The sequence below is a fragment of the Eionea flava genome, from assembly GCF_055393785.1.
Genome location: NZ_AP036018.1, coordinates 1230976 through 1253064, shown reverse-complemented (window position 1 = coordinate 1253064; position 22089 = coordinate 1230976). Strand labels below are relative to the sequence as shown.

The window sequence follows — 22089 nt, the reverse complement described above, 5'->3', positions numbered from 1 at the left end:
TGATGAATCACCTGCGTTACTTATCTTGTTTATTGATTGCCATACTGAGTATTAGCAGTACTAAGGTGACCGCACAGAATGCTGGGCGCTGGTATCAAGTAGAAGTATTGATTTTTAAGCGCAATACCCTCGATAGCGGAACACATGCTCAACAAGAAATCTGGCCAACCACCATTGCGCTTGAATACCCTGATAAGTATCGCTTTATTCAAAACGCCCTACCTCGTTCGACACATCAATTAGGCGGATATAATTACACATTACGAAAAAGTGAACAGTTTGAGGTTCTTTTCCATAAGGCATGGAATCAGCAAATGTGGGGAGAGAATCGTTCGACACCACTCATTATTCAAGCTGGCGAGCGCCATGGTGAGCACTGGGAATTGGAAGGCAGCATTAATATACACATTGGCCGCTTTCTACACTTTACTACCAATTTATGGCTCAGCGAGTTTATTTATGGCGACACGCTCAATAATGAATATAGCGATTGGCCTGTTTTGCCATTGTTAGGCAAACCCAATGTTCCATCATCGAGCAATAAAGAAATAAGCAATACGCCATTTTCGGCTAGCCAAGTACAAGTTTCTCGTATCGTAAAATTTACAGAGAGACGTAGCATGCGGAGTAAAGAAACCCATTACCTTGATCATCCAGAAATGGGCATAATGGTGCGAATGCTGCCTATTAAGCGATAATACTGGCTACTTTCACTCAAAAGCAAATGAGAATGACTACAAGCAACCAACGGTCTCTTGATACGCTTTACTCTTCATGAACCTACTTCTACTCTTTGAAAACGATTTTATTAGCGAGAATATAGCGCGCATTAGCGGCCGGCGCTTGGATCATATTCAGAGCGTTCATAAAGCCAAAGCCGGGGATCACTTGCAGGTTGGAGTCGTCAATAGCTGCGTAAGTAGGGCAACGATAACACAGATAGAAACTGCATTTGTTGAGCTATTACTAGAGCCTACTCAGGCCACATCACCTCCTCCTCCGCTACCTTTAACTCTTATCATTGCCCTACCTCGCCCAAAAATGATTAAGCGCATTTTACAAATCTGCGCAACGATGGGCGTTAAAGATATTATATTCTTAAATAGTTTTCGCGTAGAAAAGAGCTATTGGCAAAGCCCATTATTGAGCAAAGAAAAAATAACAGAACAGTTAGTTTTAGGGTTAGAACAAGGTAAAGATACCGTACTGCCAAGAGTTACTCTAGAAAAACGCTTCAAACCTTTTGTCGAGGATCACTTACCCAGTTACTGCAGCGATTCACTGGCTCTCGTTGCTCACCCCTATAGCGATAACACTTGTCCCCAAAAAGTTGAACAACAAACAACTCTCGTCATTGGGCCTGAAGGTGGATTTATTCCTTACGAAATAGAAAAACTCGAAGCTGCGGGGTGTCAGGGCGTCACGCTAGGTCAGCGTATATTACGAGTAGAAACCGCCATACCGGTATTACTTGGCAAGCTATTTTAATCGCTCGTTTAGATTTCGCGCCATTACTTATCAATCACGTAAATAGGCAGAAGGTTAAAGATTAACCGTAGGAATAGTAGCGTCTTTGGTATCGGTATCTGGAGTAAACCAACTGACTTCGGCTTTATTTTTGTTGCCGACTTCACTTTCTATCTCTGTATGGTTACCACCACTCACTGTTTTATTATCTCCGTGGCTTAATGGCTTACGCGCATCACTTTCACGATCAATCGATAAATTAGCAAAATCAAACAGCGTCGTATCCGCCAGTTGTGATGGTGATACCTTAGACAAAGAAGAAAAGATATTATCGGTACGTCCAGGGGTTTCTTTATCCCACTGTTGCAGCATGGCTTTAACACTTTGGCGTTGCAAGTTTTCTTGAGAGCCACACAAGTTGCAGGGAATAATGGGGAATTGTTTGTGATTTGCGTAGCGCATAATATCGTTTTCCCGGCAGTAAGCCATCGGGCGAATAATAATATTACGCTTGTCATCGGAAAGTAGCTTGGGCGGCATGGCTTTTAATCGTCCACCATGAAACATATTTAAGAACAAGGTTTCAACGATATCGTCTTTATGGTGGCCAAGCGCAACCTTTGTGGCACCAATATCTTCTGCAAAACCATATAAAGTCCCACGCCGTAAACGTGAGCAAACGCCACATGTTGTCTTGCCTTCAGGCACTAGAGACTTAACAACGCTATAAGTATCCTTCTCGACGATATAATAAGGGACACCTAGCGATGCTAGGTAATTAGGTAAGATCTCTTCTGGAAAACCGGGCTGCTTTTGGTCCATATTAACCGCAACTAACTCAAAGTTAATGGGCGCGCTTTTTTGCAAACTTAACAAAATGTCCAGCATGGCATAAGAGTCTTTGCCACCCGACACGCAAACCATGACCTTGTCGCCCTCTTCGATCATTTCGTAATCGGCAATCGCTTGCCCCACATGACGTCGCAGCCGCTTATGGAGTTTATTGTGCTCCAAGCTATGTTTACGTGAATGCGTTACAGAAGTGGATGTATTAAGTGGAGAAGCCATAATCAAGTGTTTTTTGTAAGAGTAAGATTAAATAGGCGCGCATTATACACTGAGACCTTTGCACGTTTCACTCTCATACGGCGTTTACCCCACAAGGGGGTACCGAGGAAAAATGTACTCAATCGATCATTTATCATGCATAAATTCCCTCTCACCGTGCAAAGGCCTTACACTCTATTACCTGCTGTTCGATGCCAAGTAAACCATTGAAAAGTACGTCTCTCGTACACTCACAACCCTTACCATCATTAAATAGCGGTATTTGCCACACGGCAAAGATCGGCTATTTATTTCATATAGCGGTAATTTTTTAAATAACCTAAAAAATAAAAAGTTTTTAATAAACAATATCTTAACAAACATATCTAGAAAAAATATAAATGGCATAGGCATTGCTAATGTTTTAATAAGATTGGGCGATAACGTTATAGAGAACAAAATAATTACTGTCCAAGCTAATTAGACAGCTTTAATAAGATTATTGATAACACTGATATTTTCTAGAGATAAAAAAGACCATGGGACTATTCAACCGCTTTATTGATCGTTTTAGTAACTCAGCGAACGATGCTCATCATGAACCCGCTATTCATCACGAATGGGTGAATAGCTTTGAAAAATACCAATATTTAAGCAACCTACAAGATCAGCGCCAATTACTAGAAGTGTTTATTAAAGGAAAAAAAGACAGTTTTCAAAGCATGATTATTGGCATTGATTTTTTCAGTGGCACATTTAGCTTAGATGAATTCTCACCCTCTCTATTTTCATCGGAGTCACTCGTGGACAGCACCGTTATCATTCGTCACCAGTCACAATGGCAACAACTGGAGATCGAAGCGTCAGTGAGTGAATGGTCAGCAGAAAATGGCTGCTACCGCTTACCTCTGCCCGTAGTCACAGAATATCAGCCACGCAGACAGCATACTCGCCTACAACTCAACCATAACAAGTTGCTTAAAAGTGAAGTAAACCCCCTATATGGGGCTCCGTGGTATGCAACCGTTAAAGATATTAGCGAAGGGGGAATGCGCATCGCGATTCCCGGTGATCTACGGCCACACCTACAAAAAGGCACTGTGCTTCCCAAATGCCAAATACTGCTCGATGACGGTATTCCTATTCATTGCCGAGGGATCGTGCGTGCATTTAGTTACGTGCCAAAACCTTATCGGCATACAGAAATCAGTGTGGCTTACCACAATATGAGCCATACGCATTTAGATAATCTACGACGCTTTATCCAGTACATCAATAATGCTGCTGCATAACCTATTCTTTACGGTAAGCACACCGGAGAGCTAATTAACCTAGGGATAATCCCTGCGCGCCGAGGCTTTGCTATACTCGCTCTTTTTATTCAGAGAGCGAGGGTTCAGTGAGTGAGTAACACCATAGATCTTGAGTTTGACCGGCAACATATCTGGCACCCCTACTCATCAATAACACACCCAGGCCCTGTATTTGCGGTCAGTAGCGCTCAGGGCGTTCATATTCATCTTGAAGATGGGCGAACACTCGTCGACGGCATGTCTTCATGGTGGTGTGCACTGCACGGCTATAACCATCCCGTGCTCAATCAGGCCATCATTGACCAAACGCAAAAAATGAGCCATATCATGTTTGGTGGTTTGACTCATGAGCCCGCTATCGAACTAGGCAAAAAACTCGTCGCTCTCACCCCGCCCGCACTCAATAAAGTTTTTTTTGTCGACTCCGGTTCAGTTGCGGTTGAAGTCGCCATGAAAATGGCGCTGCAATATTGGCAATCACAAGGCAGTAAAAACAAAAAACGCTTTTTATCATTACGCAATGGCTACCACGGTGATACCTTTGCGACCATGTCGGTTTGCGATCCCCAAACAGGTATGCATCACTTATTTAGCGGTGCGGTATTACCACAATATTTTACCGAGGCCCCTCAATGTGGTTTTGATGAACCGTGGGAAAGTCACTACGGTGAGGATATTAAACAACAAATCATCGATCATCACGACGAGTTAGCCGCCGTTATTTTAGAGCCCATAGTGCAAGGTGCGGGCGGTATGCGCTTCTACTCTCCACGATACTTAGAAGAAGTGCGAACACTCTGCGACCAATACGACCTACTTTTAATTGCCGATGAAATTGCTACCGGCTTTGGGCGTACCGGCAAACTCTTTGCCTGTGAACATGCCAACATTAGCCCCGACATTCTCTGTTTGGGAAAATCAATTACCGGGGGCATGATGACATTGGCTGCCACACTTTGCACAGACAATGTGAGTAAAGTCATCTGCCAAGGAGAAGCCGGCGTGCTGATGCATGGCCCCACCTTTATGGGTAACCCCTTGGCCTGCGCCGTGGCTAATGCCAGTATCGATTTACTCTTGAGCACTCCTTGGGCTTCAAGAGTGCAAGCAATTGAAAATCAATTAAAAAGAGAGCTTTCCCCACTATCGACTTATTCACACGTGAGCGATGTGCGCTGCTTAGGCGCTATTGGCGTCGTTGAGCTCAACGCGCCCGTCGATATGAGCACTATTCAACCTTTACTCGTTGAACAAGGTATTTGGGTAAGACCTTTCGGGCGGCTTATCTATCTCATGCCGCCTTTTATTACCCAGCAAGAGGAAATAACTACTTTAACCAAAGGCGTGTCGGCAGTGGTTAAAGCATTGGCAGACTGAGTTTTGGGGGATGATCATACTAACTTAACCGATTTATCATTTAACACTGAGGCGCGACATCACAGCCATAAAGACACGTAACTAAGGCTTTTGGTATATCGAGTAATAAAGAATTTTATGGCTTTTTGTTGCATTGCAGCAAAGAACTGAACTACCATGGGGATAGCGCGAAATAAAAAGCCAACAAATAAATTAAAATAGCTATACTTTTCAAAATCTTACAATGATGTTTTAAAGTGAAAAATATAATCTATAAGCACCGTTAAACACCTCAATAGGAGTTCTTATGAGCCAACACTACCCATCACTCGTGGCCGGTTTACATGATTCTGGTCACCATAAAGACATTACCTCCCCTTACGATGGCACCGTTATTGGCACCGTTTCAACGGTAGATCCTTTAGGAGCTAAACATGCTTTAGAAACCGCTTATGCTATTTATCGCGATCGCAGCCGCTGGCTCTCAAAAGTAAAGCGTATCGACATTTTAGAAAAAACAGCCGCCATTATGCGTGAGCGCTTTGATGAGCTCGCTGTCGAATCTGCTCGTGAAGGCGGTAAGCCGCTTAACGACTCTATTGTGGAAGTTAATCGCGCCATCGATGGTGTACTTAACTGTATTGAATGCATTCGCACTGATGCCGGTACTGAAATCCCCATGGGTATTAATGCTGCTTCAGAAGGCCATCTTGCGTTTACGCGCCATGAACCTATTGGCGTTGTAGTCGCTGTTAGTGCTTTTAATCACCCACTTAATCTTATTGTTCATCAAGTGTGCCCTGCTCTCGCCTCTGGCTGCCCTTTTATTGTTAAACCCGCTGGCGCAACCCCAATTAGCTGTTTACGGTTTGTCAGCATTTTACATGAAGCCGGTTTACCGGCTGAATATGGACAAGCCATTGTCACTGACTCCAGCAGTACAGCGACAGCATTAGTGACTGATGAGCGCGTGGGCTTTTTTAGCTTTATTGGTAGCGCCGCTGTTGGCTGGATGCTGAAATCAAAATTAGCACCAGGTGTGCGTTGCGCTTTAGAGCATGGCGGTGTTGCACCTGTGATTATTGAAGCCGATGCCGATATCGACGATGCTGCACCACTGCTTGCCAAAGGTGGGTTTTATCACGCGGGCCAAGTGTGTGTATCAGTACAACGGGTATTCGCCCATAGCAGTATCGCAGAAGACGTGGCTAATCGCTTAGCGACCTTAGGAAGCGCCATGACTATTGGCGATCCGACCTCTGCCGACACTGAAATTGGCCCCCTTATTAATTCACGTGAAGTAGATCGCATTGATCAGTGGGTACAAGAAGCGATTCAGGCCGGCGCTAAAGTGATCTGTGGTGGTAACCGCCTAGACAATAATTGCTATGAAGCAACAGTACTTCTCGACCCGCCAAAGGACTGTACTATTAGTAAAACAGAAGTCTTTGGCCCGGTCATTTGTGTGTACAGTTACGATGATGTGAACGACGCCATTACCGAAGCCAATTCGCTCATGTTCTCTTTTCAAGCGGCTTTATTTACTAAGAACATTGATAAGGCACTACATATCTACCACCAAATAGATGCTGCCGCGGTCATGATAAACAACCACACAGCCTTTCGTGTTGATTGGATGCCATTTGCAGGGCTAAAGCATTCCGGCCACGGGATAGGCGGTATTCCTTATACCTACGAAGAGATGCAAGTGACTAAACTTGCCGTGATTCGTTCACCTTCATTACCTTAGCGAGTGATGAAAGGTATTTAACATATTGATGCACCGGATCAAGTCCGGTGTGACGCTTTTTTGAGTGAGAGGTTTGAGAAGGAGATGATAACCTCAAAAAAGTTAAATAATCATCAAACGCCGTTATACTGAACTTGATTCAGTATCTTTTCGAGCTAGTACAATACGCAGAATCTAGCGATCATACCCTAAGGTCAAACTTTTACTGCCGTATTCATGCCGCAGTTTCAGCATCAAATCGTCGGCGGGTTGTACTCGCCACATTTCACTCAATTGGATGCTCGCACTAGCATCAGCACGCTGATAATTAACGATGACTCGACAACCTTGCTTATCTTTTTTCTCGTCATCAGCCTGAGATGTTTCAGCAACACGATAGTGCTCAAGAATTTCTGCTAACCTGCGAGTACATTGCGTATCAAGGTCGCAGCTATGCCAATGCAACTGTATTGAACGGAGTTGAGCCTGTCGCGCATCAGCCAAGGGAGTGACTTTATCAGCGCGCATTTTGAGACCACCGCTGTAATCATCATGACTGACCTGGCCTTCTACAATCAGCAATGCATCTTTCACTAATTTTTCGCGATACTCATTATACGTATCAGCAAAAACGGCAACTTCCATACGACCCGTGCGATCATCTAAGGTAATAAACCCCATCGTATCACCGCGCTTGGTTTTCATGACGCGCATTGCAATAACCAGCCCGGCAATCTTAATCGACTTTTTATCCGCCACTAACCGACTAATACGAGAAGAAACAAGGTGCTTAATTTCATCTTCATATTCGTCAATCGGATGACCTGTAAGATACAAGCCAATCGTTTCGTTTTCCCCGTTTAAGCGTTCTTTCATGGTCCAGCGTCGAGTACGATAAAAGTCGATATAAGGATCGCTATCATCGCTGCCTTGACCGGGTAAAGTATCACCAAAGAGATCAACCATGCCTGCGTTGCTATTGGCTTGTTGTTGCTCGGCGGTTTTTACCGCTTCGGGCAAAGCCGCAAGCAAGATAGCACGGGTCATATCTAAATCGCGCTCAGAGTTATCCCCATCGGGGCCAATCGTATCAAAAGAACCGCTACGAACTAAGGCTTCTAACGCGCGCTTATTCACTTTACGTGAATCAATTCTCGAACAAAAATCAAACAAATGTTTAAAGGGACCGCCAGCCTGACGTGCCTCAATAATATTATCGACCGGCCCTTCGCCCAGCCCTTTAATCGCACCCAGCCCATAAATAATATTGTCATCTTGATCGACCGTAAATTGAAATGCCCCTTGGTTGACATCGGGTGGCAGCAAATTCAATTTCATCGAACGACATTCTTCAACGAAGGTGACGACCTTCTCGGTTTTATCCATATCCGAAGACATGGTGGCCGCCATAAATTGCGCAGGGTAATGGGTTTTTAACCATGCTGTTTGGTAAGACACTACCGCATAAGCCGCAGAGTGAGATTTGTTAAAGCCGTAACCGGCAAACTTTTCTACCAAATCAAAAATCTTAATCGCAAGATCAGGGTCAATCCCCTGCTCTTTTGCGCCACTTTCAAAGACCTCGCGCTGCTTGGCCATTTCTTCTGGTTTTTTCTTACCCATTGCACGACGAAGCATATCCGCGCCGCCTAAAGTGTATCCTGCTAGCTCTTGCGCAATTTGCATTACCTGCTCTTGATAAACAATAACGCCGTAGGTGGGTGCAAGGATGGGTTTAAGTTTTTCGTGCTGATATTTGGCATCGGGATATGCCACTTCTGCGCGACCATGCTTACGGTTAATAAAGTCATCAACCATGCCTGATTGCAGAGGCCCCGGACGAAACAATGCCACTAATGCAGTAAGATCTTCGATATCATCGGGCTGTAAGCGCTTAATCAGATCCTTCATTCCGCGCGATTCCAACTGAAAAACCGCCGTTGTTTCAGCCGTTTTTAGCATTTTATACGTGGCAATATCATCAAGTGGAATAAAAGCAATATCTAAGGGGGCTTCACCACTTTTCTGGCGCGTGGCATTCACCATTTTCACGGCCCAATCAATGATTGTCAGCGTCCGCAAACCCAAGAAATCAAACTTAACGAGACCTGCGGACTCTACATCGTTTTTATCATACTGCGTCACCAAGCCTTTACCGGTTTCATCACAAAATAAGGGTGAAAAGTCCGTCAGCTTGGTCGGTGCAATAACAACACCCCCGGCATGTTTGCCGACATTTCGCGTAATGCCTTCTAGCTTGAGCGACATTTCCCAGATTTCTTGCGCTTCTTCATCGCCGTCCAAAAACTCTCGCAAAGGCTCTTCTTGATCGAAGGCTTTTTGCAGCGTAATACCGACATCCATCGGAATCATTTTTGATAGTTTATCCGCTAAACCATAAGACTTACCTTGCACGCGAGCGACATCTCGCACTACCGCTTTTGCTGCCATCGTACCAAAGGTAATAATTTGCGATACCGCATCTTTACCATAGGTATCCGACACATATTTGATAACCTGATCACGATTATCCATACAAAAATCAATATCAAAGTCAGGCATGGATACCCGTTCAGGGTTTAAGAATCGTTCGAATAGCAAATCATATTCTAGAGGGTCAAGATCAGTAATTTTTTGTGCGTAAGCCACTAGTGAGCCTGCACCCGACCCCCGCCCAGGGCCAACGGGAATATCATGCTCTTTTGCCCATTGAATAAAATCCATTACGATCAAAAAGTAACCGGGAAAACCCATTTGCATAATGATGTCGAGTTCAAAACGCAGGCGGTCAAGATACGGCTGCTTTTTCTCTTTATAATCATCCGCGCCCTTATCAAGAATGGTTTCTAGACGTTCAAATAGCCCTTCATAGGAAATTTTTTGGAAGAATACATTCGTTTCAACCATTGCCGCATATTCTGGCGTGTCTTTACGAGTGGCCCATTTTTCTTCCATGGCTTGCTGCGCAAAGCCTTCGAGTGTTGTGTACGGGTAATGTGTTTCAAAGAATGGGTCTTTGGAAAAGTTATCAGGGATGGGATAGTCAGGCAGGTAATAATTGCCCAGCTCAATATCAACACTGCAACGCTTGGCAATTTCCAAAGTATTTGCGAGCGCTTGAGGTATATCATTAAACAGCTCGGCCATTTCTGCAGGTGTTCGCAAATACTGCTGATCACTATAACGATGTTCTCTACGAGGATCATCTAGGGTTCTGCCCTCCCCAATACACACGCGCGATTCATGGGCTTCAAAGTCATTGGCCGTTAAAAAGCGGACATCATTAGTCGCAACAACGGGCACTTGTTGCTCACTCGCCAATGCCACAGCAGCATGTAAGTAATTTTCTTCATTTTCTCTGCCCGTGCGTTGCAGCTCGATATAAAAGCGGCTAGGGAAATCTTGCAGCCAAGAGGCTAAATAATCACGGGCTTCATCATTATGATCAGATAGTAGCGCAGTCCCGACATCACCGTGGCGCCCACCTGACAGCGCAATCACACCCTCATTACATTCGCTAATCCATTCGCGTAAAACATAGGGGTCACCATGATATTGCCCTTCCTGAAAGGCACGAGAAATAAGCACGATAATATTGCGATAGCCCGTGTGGTTCATCGCTAACAAGGTAATGAGTGTTGGCTTATCACTATTTTCTTTATCGTCGTTAGCTCTTACCCAAAAATCAGCACCGATAATCGGTTTAACACCGGCATTTTGAGCGGCGCTATAAAATTTAATCAACCCATAAAAGTTACACACATCGCTAATGCCAACGGCTGGCATCCCCATTTCAGCCACTTTAGCCACTAAGGGCTTAATGCGTAATGTACCGTCGACCAAAGAAAACTCAGTATGCAGGCGGAGGTGAACAAAATCAGGAGCAGAATCAGACATAAATGAAGATTATTTTTATGAGGAAAAAGGAGGCTGATTGTAACCAATATTCGCGTAAGACTCTTCTATTAATTCATACCGATAACGATTGCGATCCCATTACTTATAAGACATGAATATATGAACAGCCTAAACTCATATTGGACACTCAGGCTAGTTCGAAGGCTAAATATTAGACAATAATTGATAGACCTTTACTGCGGAGATAAAACATCCTTAACACGCGCTTGTAGCTGAGAGATAACCTCCTCAGAAAACCAAGGATTATTTTTCAACCAACGATTATTTCTAGGGCTAGGATGCGGCAAAGGGATATGGTTGGGCCAATGGTGAGCCCACTGCTTCACCGCGTCAGTAACGCTAAGAGCTTTTTCGGTTGGTAAGTGATAGTCCAATGCATAGCGACCAATAACAACAGTCAACTGCACTTGTGCCAGTCGCGATAAAACACGCTCACGCCAAGTAGCGACACACTCTGTTCGCGGTGGAAAGTCACCGTGTTTACCGGTACCCGGATAACAAAAGCCCATAGGCACAATCGCAATTTGCTGATCATCATAAAATACCTCACGGCTCACACCCAGCCATTCTCGCAGACGATCACCGCTGGCGTCATCAAATGGAATGCCCGTTTCATGCACTTTTCGCCCGGGCGCTTGGCCAACCAACAAGATTTTCGACGCTGAAGAAAACTGTACAACAGGCCGAATACCCTGTGGTAAATCGGTACAGACCTTACAAGCACTTATGTCTGCCTTGAGCGATGAGGCCGCTATTAACGTTTGATCGACAAGTTCTTTTTCCGTGCTCATGTAGCCACTAAAGAAACAGTTAGAAATATGAACTTATTGCGCATGATGAATTTAGCCATCCATTTTATCCGCTGTTTTTAACGTAAAGTCAGATGCATCATGCCTCTCGTGAAGCTGCTCACTCAATTCACCCCATGCCCGGTTGACCATCCTGCCCCGTTGTACTGCTGGCCTCGCTTGTATATGTTTCGCCCAACGAGTGACGTGTTGGTAACTCTCAACCTCCAAAAATTCTGCGGCATCGTATAGAACACCTAAAAGTAAATTACCGTACCAAGGCCAAATCGCAATATCCGCAATGGTGTACTCTTCACCGCACATATAGGTTTTATCAGAAAGGTGTCTATCAAGTACGTCTAGCTGACGCTTGACTTCCATCGTAAAGCGGTCAATTGGGTATTCCATTTTACTCGGCGCATAAGCATAAAAATGCCCAAAACCACCCCCCAAATAAGGCGCGCTGCCCATTTGCCAAAATAACCATGACAAACACTCTGTTCGTGCCGCGCGCTCTTTAGGCAGCAACGCATCAAACTTTTCGGCTAAATATAACAAGATCGCTCCAGACTCAAATACGCGTTGCGGCTCACCGTCAACACGCTTATCAAGCAACGCAGGTATCTTTGAATTAGGATTGATATCAACAAAGCCACTACCAAATTGATCACCCTCCCCGATACGTATCATGTAAGCATCGTACTCTGCTTCACTAATACCAAGCGCCAATAGCTCTTCCAACATCACCGTTACTTTTACCCCATTAGGCGTTGCCATTGAGTAAAGCTGTAGGCCATGCTTACCTTCGGGTAGCGATTGTTCGTGAGTGGCTCCAGCGATAGGCCTATTCGTACTAGACCAACTGCCACCATTGTCTTTATTCCATCGCCATATTTTAGGGGGTGTGTATTTTGATTGATCACTCATAATAAGCCTTTTATTGTGTAAAAATATTCGCCACAGTAGACAACAACTATGATCAATAATTTCATCAAAACTCTAGCGAATAACACACAGAAAATAAGGAATAGCTATGAGTGCAAGTAAAAAATTATCGCTTAGGCCTAAGGCCTCCGCTTTCTAGGCAGGCTTGCATTGAGGGGGAAGCGGTATATTTTTTAGTACGAGAATAATAGGTACTGCCTATTTCATGGCAAATACCGCTTTTACTTTTTTTAACCGGTAGGTCAGTTGCGTGTACTGAAAAAGCAGTGAGTAGTAACAGCGCTGCTATAGAAAAAATAATTAAGCAACGCTTTAAAATCCAGTAACACGAAAAAATGTTGGTCATGAAGCCGTAAATGATAGCATTCGCTTAAGTGGACGCATTGCACGCTCACCTAGATCACTATCAACGTGAATTTCATCGCCACCATTCTCTAAAGCCTGAGCAATTTTTTCTAAACTATTCATTGCCATCCAAGGGCAATTAGCACAACTACGACAGGTTGCACCGCTACCGCCGGTAGGTGCTATATAAAACTGCTTTTGCGGACTTAATTGCTGCATTTTATAAAAAATGCCTTGATCAGTAGCAACAATAAATTGTTGTTGCGATGACGTTTGCGACGCGTTAATTAATTGTGACGTCGACCCTACAACATCCGCAATTTCTACAACACTTTGCGGAGACTCAGGGTGAACCAATACCAATGCATCAGGATATACCGCTTTTAGATCAAGAATACCTTTTGCTTTAAATTCCTCGTGCACAATACATGCACCATCCCAAAGCAGCATATCAGCACCTGTTTCACGCTGCACATAATTTCCAAGGTGCTTATCGGGGGCCCATATTATTTTTTTGCCTTCGCTATCTAAATGCTCCACAACTTGTAAAGCAATGCTTGAGGTGACAACCCAATCGGCTCTCGCCTTAACAGCGGCTGATGTATTAGCATAAACCACAACTTCCCTATCAGGATGTTGATCACAAAAATCAGAAAACTCATCAACTGGGCAGCCCAAGTCTAGCGAACATGTCGCCTCAATCGTTGGCATTAATACACGCTTTTCGGGTGTCAGTATTTTTGCCGTTTCCCCCATAAATTTCACACCGGCAACAATAAGTGTATCCGCTGTATGCTGCTTTCCAAAACGCGCCATTTCTAGTGAATCAGCCACACACCCACCTGTTTCTTCAGCCAATGCCTGAATCACAGGATCAGTATAATAATGTGCAACAATCGTAGCGTTTTGCGCGATAAGCAATGATCTAATACGCTCTTTATACTCTGCAATTTCTGCCTCACTATAAGGCGTTATTGGTGCAACACTGGCAAGATGTTGCTGCACCAATTTACGCGTTTTATCCATTTGAGCAGGAACTGGTTGTAAATCACTAATTAGAGATGACATAGACATACAAATACATTTTATCGTGGCTTTTAAGAGTTTATACAGATGCGGCGTATTTTATCAATAATAACAAGAGGATGCGAGATTATGTGCGCATTCATCGCATATTGTTGGCATCAAACACGATAGCGGATACACTATTTCAACTCTTCATGACAAATAAGGACAAATGCATGTCTCTATCTACGATTATTACCCTTGTTATTCTTGGTCTTCTTGTAGTTTACATTGTTGGTATCTATAACCGTTTAGTTTCGCTTCGTAACCGTTATGAAAATGGTTTCTCTCAGATAGAAGTACAGCTTAAACGCCGGTACGATTTAATTCCTAACCTTGTCGAAACCGCAAAAGGCTATTTAAAACACGAAAAAGACACTCTAGAAGCTGTTATTAATGCAAGAAATACCGCTGCTGCAGGCTTAAAGGCCGCCGCTAAAGATCCGGGCAACACAGCCGCAATGAATAAGCTCGCTGGAGCAGAAAGCACTTTAGGTAATGCGCTAGGCGGGCTCAATATTGTTATGGAAGCCTATCCTGACTTGAAAGCTAGCCAAAACATGGTGCAACTGTCGGAAGAGTTAACCAGTACCGAAAACAAAGTATCCTTTGCTCGCCAAGGGTTTAATGATTTTGTAACGGAATACAATACTTATCGCCAAAGTTTTCCTCCTGTCTTCTTTGCGAATTTTTTTGGGCATGGTCAAGATGCTGAGTTATTAGAATTTGAAGATAGCGCTCAAATCCAAGCTGCACCCAGTATTAAGTTTTAGTCGGTAGATAATAGTAGACGACGCTTATGAATTTTTTTGAGCACCAAGATAGCGCCAGAAAAAAGACCGTTTTACTCGTTACTTTACTCATTGGCGCAGTGCTTACTTTAATTGCAATTACCATTGCCGTTATTGGCCTATTCTTATATTTCGCTCAAACGCACACAACAAGCGTTAGCGCCTATCAGGCTTATCATACGCCTATCGTCGAGCACTTTTTCAATCTATTACAATCGAAAATGTTGTTATGGATTGTTAGTGGTGTAGTTAGCGTGGTCATATTGGGCTCTCTTCATAAGTTGATACAACTGTCTAAAGGCGGAAAATATGTAGCAGAATCACTGGGTGGACGCTTAATTTTACCCAATACAGCAAATACCTCTGAGAGAAAAATACTCAATACCGTCGAAGAAATGGCTTTAGCTTCAGGCAATCCGGTACCGTCGGTTTATCTTATCGACGACGACAGTATTAATGCATTTGCCGCAGGTTTATCGCGACGCGATGCCGTTATCGGTGTCACACAAGGCTGTATTGAATTGCTCGACCGTGATGAACTTCAGGGCGTTATGGCCCATGAGTTTAGCCATATCCACAATGGTGATATGCGTCTCAATATGCGCTTAATCGCCTGTTTGCATGGTATTTTGGTGATAGGCTTAATTGGCAGTATGATTGTTAGAGGGTCAGTTGGCTACAGACACAATCGATATCATAGCCACCGATCGAGAAGTCATAAAAGCGGAAAACAAGTCGCGTTAGGTCTGGCCTTTGTCGCCATTGGCTATGGCGGAACATTTTTCGGCAATATGATTAAGGCCGCTGTTAGTCGACAACGTGAGTTTCTGGCCGATGCCTCGGCAGTGCAATTTACTCGAAACCCCTTGGGTATTAGTGGTGCATTAAAAAAGATCGGGGCATGCCATAAAGGCGCAATTATCGATAGCGCCAATGCCGCAGAATTTAGCCACCTCTTCTTTGGTCAAAGTATACAACATCGCTTTAATGCTCTGATGGCAACACACCCGCCACTTGCCGATAGAATTCAACGTATAGAGCCACAATGGAATGGTCAATTCCCTACGCTAGAGCGATCCATTGAGACAAGGCAAAGCGAAATAGAGATAGGCGAAAAGTCATCACTGGCAGCGAGCTCGTCTTATGCGACTAGCAGTCATTTTTCAACAGCCGTCGATAGGCGTGTGCATAGTGAAACACTAGACGAGTCTATTGCCTTTGATGACTCCGTAATTAATTACATAGGTGAATCAAACGCGCAAACGCTTCACAATACAAATAACTTACTCGCCCACTTGCCTTCAAAAGTTATTGAGGCTGCCCACGAACCATTTTCTGCTCAGGCACTTATTTACACGCTACTCTTCAGCAAAAAAACGAATGAGCGACAAGCACAAATGGATTACTTAAATGCTCAACTATCACCAACGCTGTTTGGTGAAGTAAAGCTATTGGCAAAGATTACCCAGCAATTAACGTGTGAATACCGTTTACCCGTTATAGAGCTAAGTATGCCAGCACTCAAACTGTTATCGAAACCACAAGCTAACGCTTATATTACACATCTTGCCGGTTTGATTAAGGCCGATAAAAAAATAGAACTATTCGAATGGTGTCTTTACCGTATTACCCGCTACAACCTGTTAGAAAAAAAATACAAAGAGAATCGGTCACTTCAACAATGCTCACAGTCCATTGCCGTCTTGCTCAGCGCCATTGTTTATATGGGGAATAACACCTCGCCTAGCCGAGCATTTAATGAGGGAAAGAAAATTCTTCAGCTACCTAAATTATCACTATTAGGTGGATATTCATTAAAAGCCATGGACAAGTCACTGGATGAGTTAAGTCAATTAAAACCCTTAAAAAAATCGATTTTATTAAGGGCGATACAAACTTGTATCAAAGCTGATAAGAAAGTCACCATTGCAGAAGCTGAGTTATTTAGAGCAATAGCTGACACGATTGACTGCCCTGTACCACCGCTCTACGCCACGCCATCTACTGGATCGTAATTTAATGGTATTGCTTAGATACTACCTCGCCCCATAAGTCTTTAATACGTGAATCTCTTCCACAAGATGCACGATAGTATTTATATCGTAGACTACTCTTTTTATAAAAATCTTGATGATATTCTTCGGCAAGATAAAAAATATCGGCGGCAAGTATCGGGGTTACTATTTTTTCTGCAAAAGGCTTTTCTTTATTGAGTTTGGCTAGCGATTGCTCAAATTGTTGTTTCTGCTCAGCATTTTGATAAAACAAACCCGTTTTGTAAGGAGAGCCCTTATCGCAAAATTGACCGTTATCATCGGTTGGATCAATGGTACGCCAAAAGTAATCTAGTAACTGCTCTAGCGATACTTGCTGACTGTTATAAGTAATTTTTACCGCTTCGTAATGCCCCGTTTTTTTACTCGCGACCTGCCTATAGGTTGGATGTTTTGTCGTGCCATTAATATAACCTGACTCTGCAGAAAGTACTCCCGGGTATTTTTCGTAATCAGATTCTACACACCAAAAACAACCACCAGCAACGATTAGAGTTTGTTCGTTAGCAAAAGAAGACAATGAAAATACAAAAAACAGCGTGCTTAATAGATAGCGCATAAAGATATCAACCATACAATGTTTACATTAGGTGTGGATCAAAGAAAAATAAATAAATAACCATGGAATCAATAGTTATTTCATATCACTGACTCTTTTATGACAGCCATGCAGTTAATGGGTTCAACTCAGATAGTTATGACAGAGTAATATCTCCGTTTTCAAGTAACTCAATGATAATTCTTTTTTCCTCTTCCCCAATTATTGACACAGGGATACAGGCTTCACTTAAAGATTGTGAGAAAGACTCTTGTACCGTATAACAATGAGCATTGACGAACAAATGCGAAGCTGAGAATGCAATACGCGTTGATACTGGAATATCAAATTCAATACTCCCCTCTGTATGAAAGTGATCATTAATCAAGCGATGCCAATTGGAAACATCTTCATCATCGTGATCAAGCGCGGGGTACCTTGGCTCTGTAACCAACATACCAAATGCTTGGCGCGCAGACATCTCAATGACTTCCGGTGTTAAGTGTTGCAACATTTTTTCTACATTTTGGTACATACTTGAAGTAATTTTCGAGGAGTGAGGCACATCATCTTGTGTATTTTTAGGGTCTTGATAGCGTTGATTATCGGTGCAATGATCAAGCAAATTTTCTAGCACTTTCTCTAATAATTCTTTTTGAGACGGCGCTCTAAATCCTACCGATAGAGTAATACAATCATCTGACGAAGCAGTTCCCCAATGCGCCTTGCCTGCAGGAATATACAATACATCACCTACTTTAGCGTTGTAAGTCACTTCTTCATAAAAGTCATGTAAAAGTTTAACCTCAGAGCCTTTTTTTAAAGGGCTATTTTCATCACACTGCTGCCCTAATTTCCATTGCCTTTCTCCCGAAACCTGAATCAAAAAAACATCATAGTAATCGAAATGAGGGCCAACACCGCCGCCAACAGGCGCATAACTCGCCATAATATCTTCTAGACGCCATTGTGGTAAAAAATCAAAGTATGACAATAATTGATAAGCTTCTTCATACCATTGATCGACACCTTGCACTAACAACGTCCAATTATTTTCCGGTAACTGTGCAAAACGTTCTTCATCAAACGCATTACTGTCCTCTCCTTCCCCTCCGTATTCACAGTACCAATCGGCATGATGCTCATAACCAAAAATAAGACGCGATTCCACTTCAGGTTCACAAGCCATACCGGCTAATGCATTCCCGTTAATAACTTGACTTAATACAGGCATATCATCTGCGAGCACGCCTTCAAAAAAATAAGGCTTCTGTTGCCAATAGTCTGATAAAAAACATTTTTTTGGCAATCGTTTAAACAAGGGTGAGTTGATACTCTTGCACTCATTTGGATTCATCATTTATCCTACTAAAACGTTCAAAGCTTATTCTTTTCGAGGAATAAAAAAAGCCGAAGCATGGCTTCGGCTTTTTAAACTTACAACAAACGAAAACTATTCCCACTCAATGGTTGCAGGCGGCTTACTAGATACATCGTAGGCCACACGAGAAATATTTTCTACTTCATTAATAATACGGTTAGACACTTTTTCTAGTAACTCATAAGGTAAATGAGCCCAGCGTGCCGTCATAAAGTCAATGGTTTCCACCGCACGTAAACTAACCACCCATTCATAACGGCGCGCATCACCGACAACACCGACTGATTTAACCGGTAAAAACACTACGAAAGCTTGACTGGTTTTGTGATACCAATCTGCGTTGTGTAATTCTTCGATAAAAATAGCATCGGCTTCACGCAATACGTCGGCATATTCTTTTTTAACTTCACCCAAAATACGCACGCCTAATCCAGGGCCTGGGAATGGATGACGATAAACCATATCGTAAGGCAAGCCTAACTCTAGGCCAATTTTTCGTACTTCATCTTTAAATAATTCGCGTAGCGGTTCAACCAATTCCATTTTCATATCATCAGGCAACCCACCCACATTATGATGTGACTTAATGACATGCGCTTTACCCGTTTTAGACGCCGCTGACTCAATCACGTCGGGATAAATCGTACCCTGAGCTAGCCATTTAACACCATCTAACTTATTTGACTCCTCATCAAACACTTCAATAAAGGTATTGCCGATGGCTTTACGCTTAAGTTCAGGGTCACTAACACCCGCTAATTTTGATAGAAACAATTCTTCTGCATCAACTCGAATGACTTTTACACCCATGTTTTCTGCAAACATAGACATCACTTGATCGCCTTCGTTTTTACGCAACAAGCCGTTATCAACAAAAACACAGGTCAGTTGATCACCAATAGCTTTATGCAATAAGGCCGCCACAACGGATGAGTCAACACCACCGGATAAGCCTAATAAGACTTTATCCGTACCCACTTGTTCACGAACACGAGCCACGGCATCGTCAACAATGCGTGCTGGCGTCCATAAACCTTTACAGCCACATAATGTAAGAACAAATTTTTCGTAGATCGCCTTGCCCTGTAATGTATGCGTCACTTCGGGGTGGAATTGAATACCAAAGAGGTTTTTCTCTGTATTGGCGATACCCGCAATTGGGCAAGACGGTGTTGATGCGATTAACTCAAAGCCTTCTGGCATAGCAGTCACTTTATCACCGTGGCTCATCCATACATCGAGTAATGCACTACCTTCCGCATCGCTGTGATCACGTAGATCAGCGAGAATACCGCCACCACCTTCTACTTTAATTTGCGCATAACCAAATTCACGAACGCTTGATGTTGAAACTTTTCCACCTAATTGCTCAGACATGGTTTGCATGCCATAACAAATCCCCAAAACCGGAAGGCCTAAATCAAAAATACCATCAGGCGCTCGCGGAGACTCTCCCTCAGTCACTGATTCTGGACTACCCGATAATATAATCCCTTTAGGCGCAAACGCTTTAACCTCTTCTAGGGTAATATCAAAAGCGCGTATTTCAGAAAATACACCAATTTCTCTAATGCGACGGGCGATGAGCTGGGTGTATTGCGATCCGAAGTCTAAAATTAAAATACGCTCTGCATGAATATCTTGCATCATGGGGCTTTTCTCTCAGGTGTCATTAAAATAATGGGAAAACAAAAAAACCGCTAGCGACTGGCTAAAACTCTATAGATGCCATGGTGGTACTAGCGGTTTTTATTATGGATTTTTATCAAATGTCATTAACGAATAGGATAGTTAGGTGCTTCTTTTGTGATCTGCACATCATGCACATGGCTTTCACCCATACCCGCAGAGGTCACTCGCACAAATTCAGGCTTAGTACGCATAGTTTCCATATCAACTGAACCGGTATAGCCCATAGCTGAACGTAAACCGCCCATTAGCTGATGGACAATCGCTGAAATAGGCCCTTTGTAAGGTACTCGCCCTTCGATGCCTTCAGGGACAAGTTTTTCAACGGCACTTCCCTCTTGAAAATAACGATCCGAGGAGCCTTGCGTTTTTGACATGGCGCCTAAAGAACCCATACCACGATAAGATTTATACGTACGGCCTTGGTATAGTTCAACTTCACCTGGAGCCTCTTCGGTACCAGCAAACATAGAACCCATCATCACACAGCTTGCACCAGCGACAATCGCTTTAGCTACATCCCCAGAAAAACGAATACCGCCATCGGCAATCACTGGAACACCGGTGCCAGACAACTCAGCCGCAACATTCGCTATCGCTGAAATTTGTGGAACACCCACGCCACTAACAATGCGTGTAGTACAAATTGAGCCGGGGCCGATACCCACTTTAACCGCATCTGCACCTGCTTCAACTAAAGCTTTTGCCGCAGCTGCTGTAGCAATATTGCCCCCAATAACCTGTACATTAGGGTAAGACTGCCTAATCTTTTTAACGCGATCTAATACATTTTTGGAATGGCCGTGCGCAGTATCAACAACTAATACATCAACGCCAGCATCAACCAAGGCCGCAACTCGATCATCTGTATCCGGGCTAGTGCCGACCGAAGCGCCCACGCGCAAACTACCTTCTGGATCTTTACAGGCACTGGGATATTTTTCGGCTTTATTGATGTCTTTAACGGTAATTAAGCCTCGCAATTCGAAATCATCATTCACCACTAGCACTTTTTCGATGCGGTGCTTATGTAGCAATTCACGCACTGCCTCGGGTTTGGTTCCTTCTTTGACGGTCACCAACTGCTCTTTACTCGTCATAATGCTTGCTACGGTCGCATCAAGGTTGGTTTCAAAACGTACATCTCGGCCGGTGACAATACCCACCAAATTCCCATTCTCTAACACAGGAACACCGGAGATATTATTGGTGTTAGTCAGTGTTATCAACGCTTTAATGGTTGCACTAGACTCAATCGTAATCGGATCTTTCACAACACCCGCTTCGAATTTTTTTACCGCTCGCACTTGCTGTGCTTGCTGTTCAATAGACATACTTTTATGAATGATCCCAATACCACCCTCTTGCGCCAACGCAATGGCCAAACGGGATTCGGTAACAGTGTCCATCGCAGCTGCTACAAGGGGTAAGTTAAGCTGGATTGAGCGCGTTAGCTGTGTACTTAACGACACGTCTTTAGCGGTGATAGAAGAATAACCGGGAACCAATAGCACATCATCGAATGTGAGTGCTTCTTCAACAATACGTAACATATAAGAACGTCTAACCTCGGAGGGTTGGTGTGAACGGCAATTGGCTACTGGTTAGCTGAACTTTTGATGTCAAAAACTCGAGCCCAACAGCCTAATAAAACCGTTAGAAG

17 protein-coding genes are annotated in these 22089 nt (G+C 43.5%); 7 read left to right on the top strand and 10 right to left on the bottom strand.

Annotated features, from left to right (window positions below; translation table 11 throughout):
- Positions 1-2: 2 nt before the first annotated feature.
- Both ACZ5O6_RS05805 and ACZ5O6_RS05800 read left to right on the top strand, forming a co-directional pair.
- A complete protein-coding gene (locus tag ACZ5O6_RS05805; RefSeq protein WP_447090883.1) occupies positions 3-698 on the top strand; it encodes a CsiV family protein in 696 nt (231 codons plus the stop codon).
- A 76-nt stretch (positions 699-774) separates the two neighbouring features.
- Positions 775-1488, top strand: coding sequence for a 16S rRNA (uracil(1498)-N(3))-methyltransferase (locus ACZ5O6_RS05800; RefSeq protein ID WP_447090882.1), 714 nt, complete (start codon positions 775-777; stop codon positions 1486-1488).
- Between the two features lie 54 nt (positions 1489-1542).
- Here ACZ5O6_RS05800 and ttcA read toward each other — a convergent pair whose 3' ends face one another.
- Positions 1543-2535, bottom strand: coding sequence for a tRNA 2-thiocytidine(32) synthetase TtcA (ttcA, locus tag ACZ5O6_RS05795; protein ID WP_447090881.1), 993 nt, complete (start codon positions 2533-2535; stop codon positions 1543-1545).
- Positions 2536-3053: 518 nt separating this feature from the next.
- On the opposite strand from ttcA, the gene ACZ5O6_RS05790 reads away from it, so the two are divergent.
- The 3 genes from ACZ5O6_RS05790 (at position 3054) to ACZ5O6_RS05780 (ending at position 6933) form a co-directional block, all read left to right on the top strand.
- Complete coding sequence (locus tag ACZ5O6_RS05790) at positions 3054-3806, top strand: flagellar brake protein (RefSeq protein ID WP_447090880.1); 753 nt, start codon at positions 3054-3056, stop codon at positions 3804-3806.
- 111 nt (positions 3807-3917) lie between these two features.
- Positions 3918-5204, top strand: a complete 1287-nt coding sequence (gene bioA, locus ACZ5O6_RS05785; protein ID WP_447090879.1) for an adenosylmethionine--8-amino-7-oxononanoate transaminase — start codon at positions 3918-3920, stop codon at positions 5202-5204.
- Between the two features lie 286 nt (positions 5205-5490).
- Positions 5491-6933, top strand: coding sequence for an aldehyde dehydrogenase family protein (locus ACZ5O6_RS05780; protein WP_447090878.1), 1443 nt, complete (start codon positions 5491-5493; stop codon positions 6931-6933).
- A 174-nt stretch (positions 6934-7107) separates the two neighbouring features.
- Here the strand turns inward: ACZ5O6_RS05780 and dnaE are convergent, their stop codons facing one another.
- The 5 genes from dnaE to nadA form a co-directional block, all read right to left on the bottom strand.
- Positions 7108-10809 carry a DNA polymerase III subunit alpha gene (dnaE, locus tag ACZ5O6_RS05775; protein WP_447090877.1) on the bottom strand — a complete coding sequence of 1234 codons (3702 nt, stop codon included), beginning with the start codon at positions 10807-10809 and terminating at the stop codon, positions 7108-7110.
- Between the two features lie 194 nt (positions 10810-11003).
- A complete protein-coding gene (locus ACZ5O6_RS05770; protein ID WP_447090876.1) occupies positions 11004-11621 on the bottom strand; it encodes a uracil-DNA glycosylase family protein in 618 nt (205 codons plus the stop codon).
- A gap of 51 nt (positions 11622-11672) precedes the next feature.
- Positions 11673-12545: a glutathione-dependent disulfide-bond oxidoreductase gene (gene yghU, locus ACZ5O6_RS05765; protein WP_447090875.1), complete on the bottom strand. Its 873-nt coding sequence runs from the start codon at positions 12543-12545 to the stop codon at positions 11673-11675.
- A 124-nt stretch (positions 12546-12669) separates the two neighbouring features.
- Positions 12670-12909, bottom strand: coding sequence for a hypothetical protein (locus ACZ5O6_RS05760; RefSeq protein ID WP_447090874.1), 240 nt, complete (start codon positions 12907-12909; stop codon positions 12670-12672).
- Positions 12906-13976, bottom strand: a complete 1071-nt coding sequence (nadA, locus tag ACZ5O6_RS05755) for a quinolinate synthase NadA (protein ID WP_447090967.1) — start codon at positions 13974-13976, stop codon at positions 12906-12908. The genes ACZ5O6_RS05760 and nadA overlap by 4 nt, the downstream gene beginning before the upstream one ends.
- A 173-nt stretch (positions 13977-14149) precedes the next feature.
- Here nadA and ACZ5O6_RS05750 point away from each other — a divergent pair, with 173 nt between their 5' ends.
- Complete coding sequence (locus ACZ5O6_RS05750) at positions 14150-14746, top strand: LemA family protein (protein ID WP_447090873.1); 597 nt, start codon at positions 14150-14152, stop codon at positions 14744-14746.
- A gap of 26 nt (positions 14747-14772) precedes the next feature.
- On the top strand, positions 14773-16779 hold the full coding sequence (locus ACZ5O6_RS05745; protein WP_447090872.1) for a M48 family metallopeptidase: 2007 nt from the start codon (positions 14773-14775) through the stop codon (positions 16777-16779).
- 1 nt (position 16780) lies between these two features.
- Here the strand turns inward: ACZ5O6_RS05745 and msrA are convergent, their stop codons facing one another.
- The 4 genes from msrA to guaB form a co-directional block, all read right to left on the bottom strand.
- The gene (gene msrA, locus ACZ5O6_RS05740; protein ID WP_447090871.1) at positions 16781-17392 is read right to left on the bottom strand and encodes a peptide-methionine (S)-S-oxide reductase MsrA; all 612 of its coding nucleotides are present in this window, start codon (positions 17390-17392) and stop codon (positions 16781-16783) included.
- A gap of 121 nt (positions 17393-17513) precedes the next feature.
- On the bottom strand, positions 17514-18716 hold the full coding sequence (locus ACZ5O6_RS05735; RefSeq protein ID WP_447090870.1) for a cupin domain-containing protein: 1203 nt from the start codon (positions 18714-18716) through the stop codon (positions 17514-17516).
- A gap of 93 nt (positions 18717-18809) precedes the next feature.
- A complete protein-coding gene (gene guaA, locus ACZ5O6_RS05730; RefSeq protein ID WP_447090869.1) occupies positions 18810-20387 on the bottom strand; it encodes a glutamine-hydrolyzing GMP synthase in 1578 nt (525 codons plus the stop codon).
- A gap of 125 nt (positions 20388-20512) precedes the next feature.
- Positions 20513-21979, bottom strand: coding sequence for an IMP dehydrogenase (guaB, locus tag ACZ5O6_RS05725; RefSeq protein WP_447090868.1), 1467 nt, complete (start codon positions 21977-21979; stop codon positions 20513-20515).
- Positions 21980-22089: the final 110 nt, after the last annotated feature.

Excerpts from the sequence above, each read along its gene's own strand:
- ACZ5O6_RS05760 (WP_447090874.1), bottom strand. The coding sequence starts at position 12,909 with ATGACCAACATTTTTTCGTGTTACTGGATTTTAAAGCGTTGCTTAATT.
- ACZ5O6_RS05800 (WP_447090882.1), top strand. The coding sequence starts at position 775 with ATGAACCTACTTCTACTCTTTGAAAACGATTTTATTAGCGAGAATATA.
- ttcA (WP_447090881.1), bottom strand. The coding sequence starts at position 2,535 with ATGGCTTCTCCACTTAATACATCCACTTCTGTAACGCATTCACGTAAA.
- yghU (WP_447090875.1), bottom strand. The coding sequence starts at position 12,545 with ATGAGTGATCAATCAAAATACACACCCCCTAAAATATGGCGATGGAAT.
- dnaE (WP_447090877.1), bottom strand. The coding sequence starts at position 10,809 with ATGTCTGATTCTGCTCCTGATTTTGTTCACCTCCGCCTGCATACTGAG.
- guaA (WP_447090869.1), bottom strand. The coding sequence starts at position 20,387 with ATGATGCAAGATATTCATGCAGAGCGTATTTTAATTTTAGACTTCGGA.
- ACZ5O6_RS05770 (WP_447090876.1), bottom strand. The coding sequence starts at position 11,621 with ATGAGCACGGAAAAAGAACTTGTCGATCAAACGTTAATAGCGGCCTCA.
- ACZ5O6_RS05780 (WP_447090878.1), top strand. The coding sequence starts at position 5,491 with ATGAGCCAACACTACCCATCACTCGTGGCCGGTTTACATGATTCTGGT.
- ACZ5O6_RS05790 (WP_447090880.1), top strand. The coding sequence starts at position 3,054 with ATGGGACTATTCAACCGCTTTATTGATCGTTTTAGTAACTCAGCGAAC.
- ACZ5O6_RS05750 (WP_447090873.1), top strand. The coding sequence starts at position 14,150 with ATGTCTCTATCTACGATTATTACCCTTGTTATTCTTGGTCTTCTTGTA.
- msrA (WP_447090871.1), bottom strand. The coding sequence starts at position 17,392 with ATGGTTGATATCTTTATGCGCTATCTATTAAGCACGCTGTTTTTTGTA.
- ACZ5O6_RS05735 (WP_447090870.1), bottom strand. The coding sequence starts at position 18,716 with ATGATGAATCCAAATGAGTGCAAGAGTATCAACTCACCCTTGTTTAAA.
- ACZ5O6_RS05805 (WP_447090883.1), top strand. The coding sequence starts at position 3 with ATGAATCACCTGCGTTACTTATCTTGTTTATTGATTGCCATACTGAGT.
- ACZ5O6_RS05745 (WP_447090872.1), top strand. The coding sequence starts at position 14,773 with ATGAATTTTTTTGAGCACCAAGATAGCGCCAGAAAAAAGACCGTTTTA.
- guaB (WP_447090868.1), bottom strand. The coding sequence starts at position 21,979 with ATGTTACGTATTGTTGAAGAAGCACTCACATTCGATGATGTGCTATTG.
- nadA (WP_447090967.1), bottom strand. The coding sequence starts at position 13,976 with ATGTCATCTCTAATTAGTGATTTACAACCAGTTCCTGCTCAAATGGAT.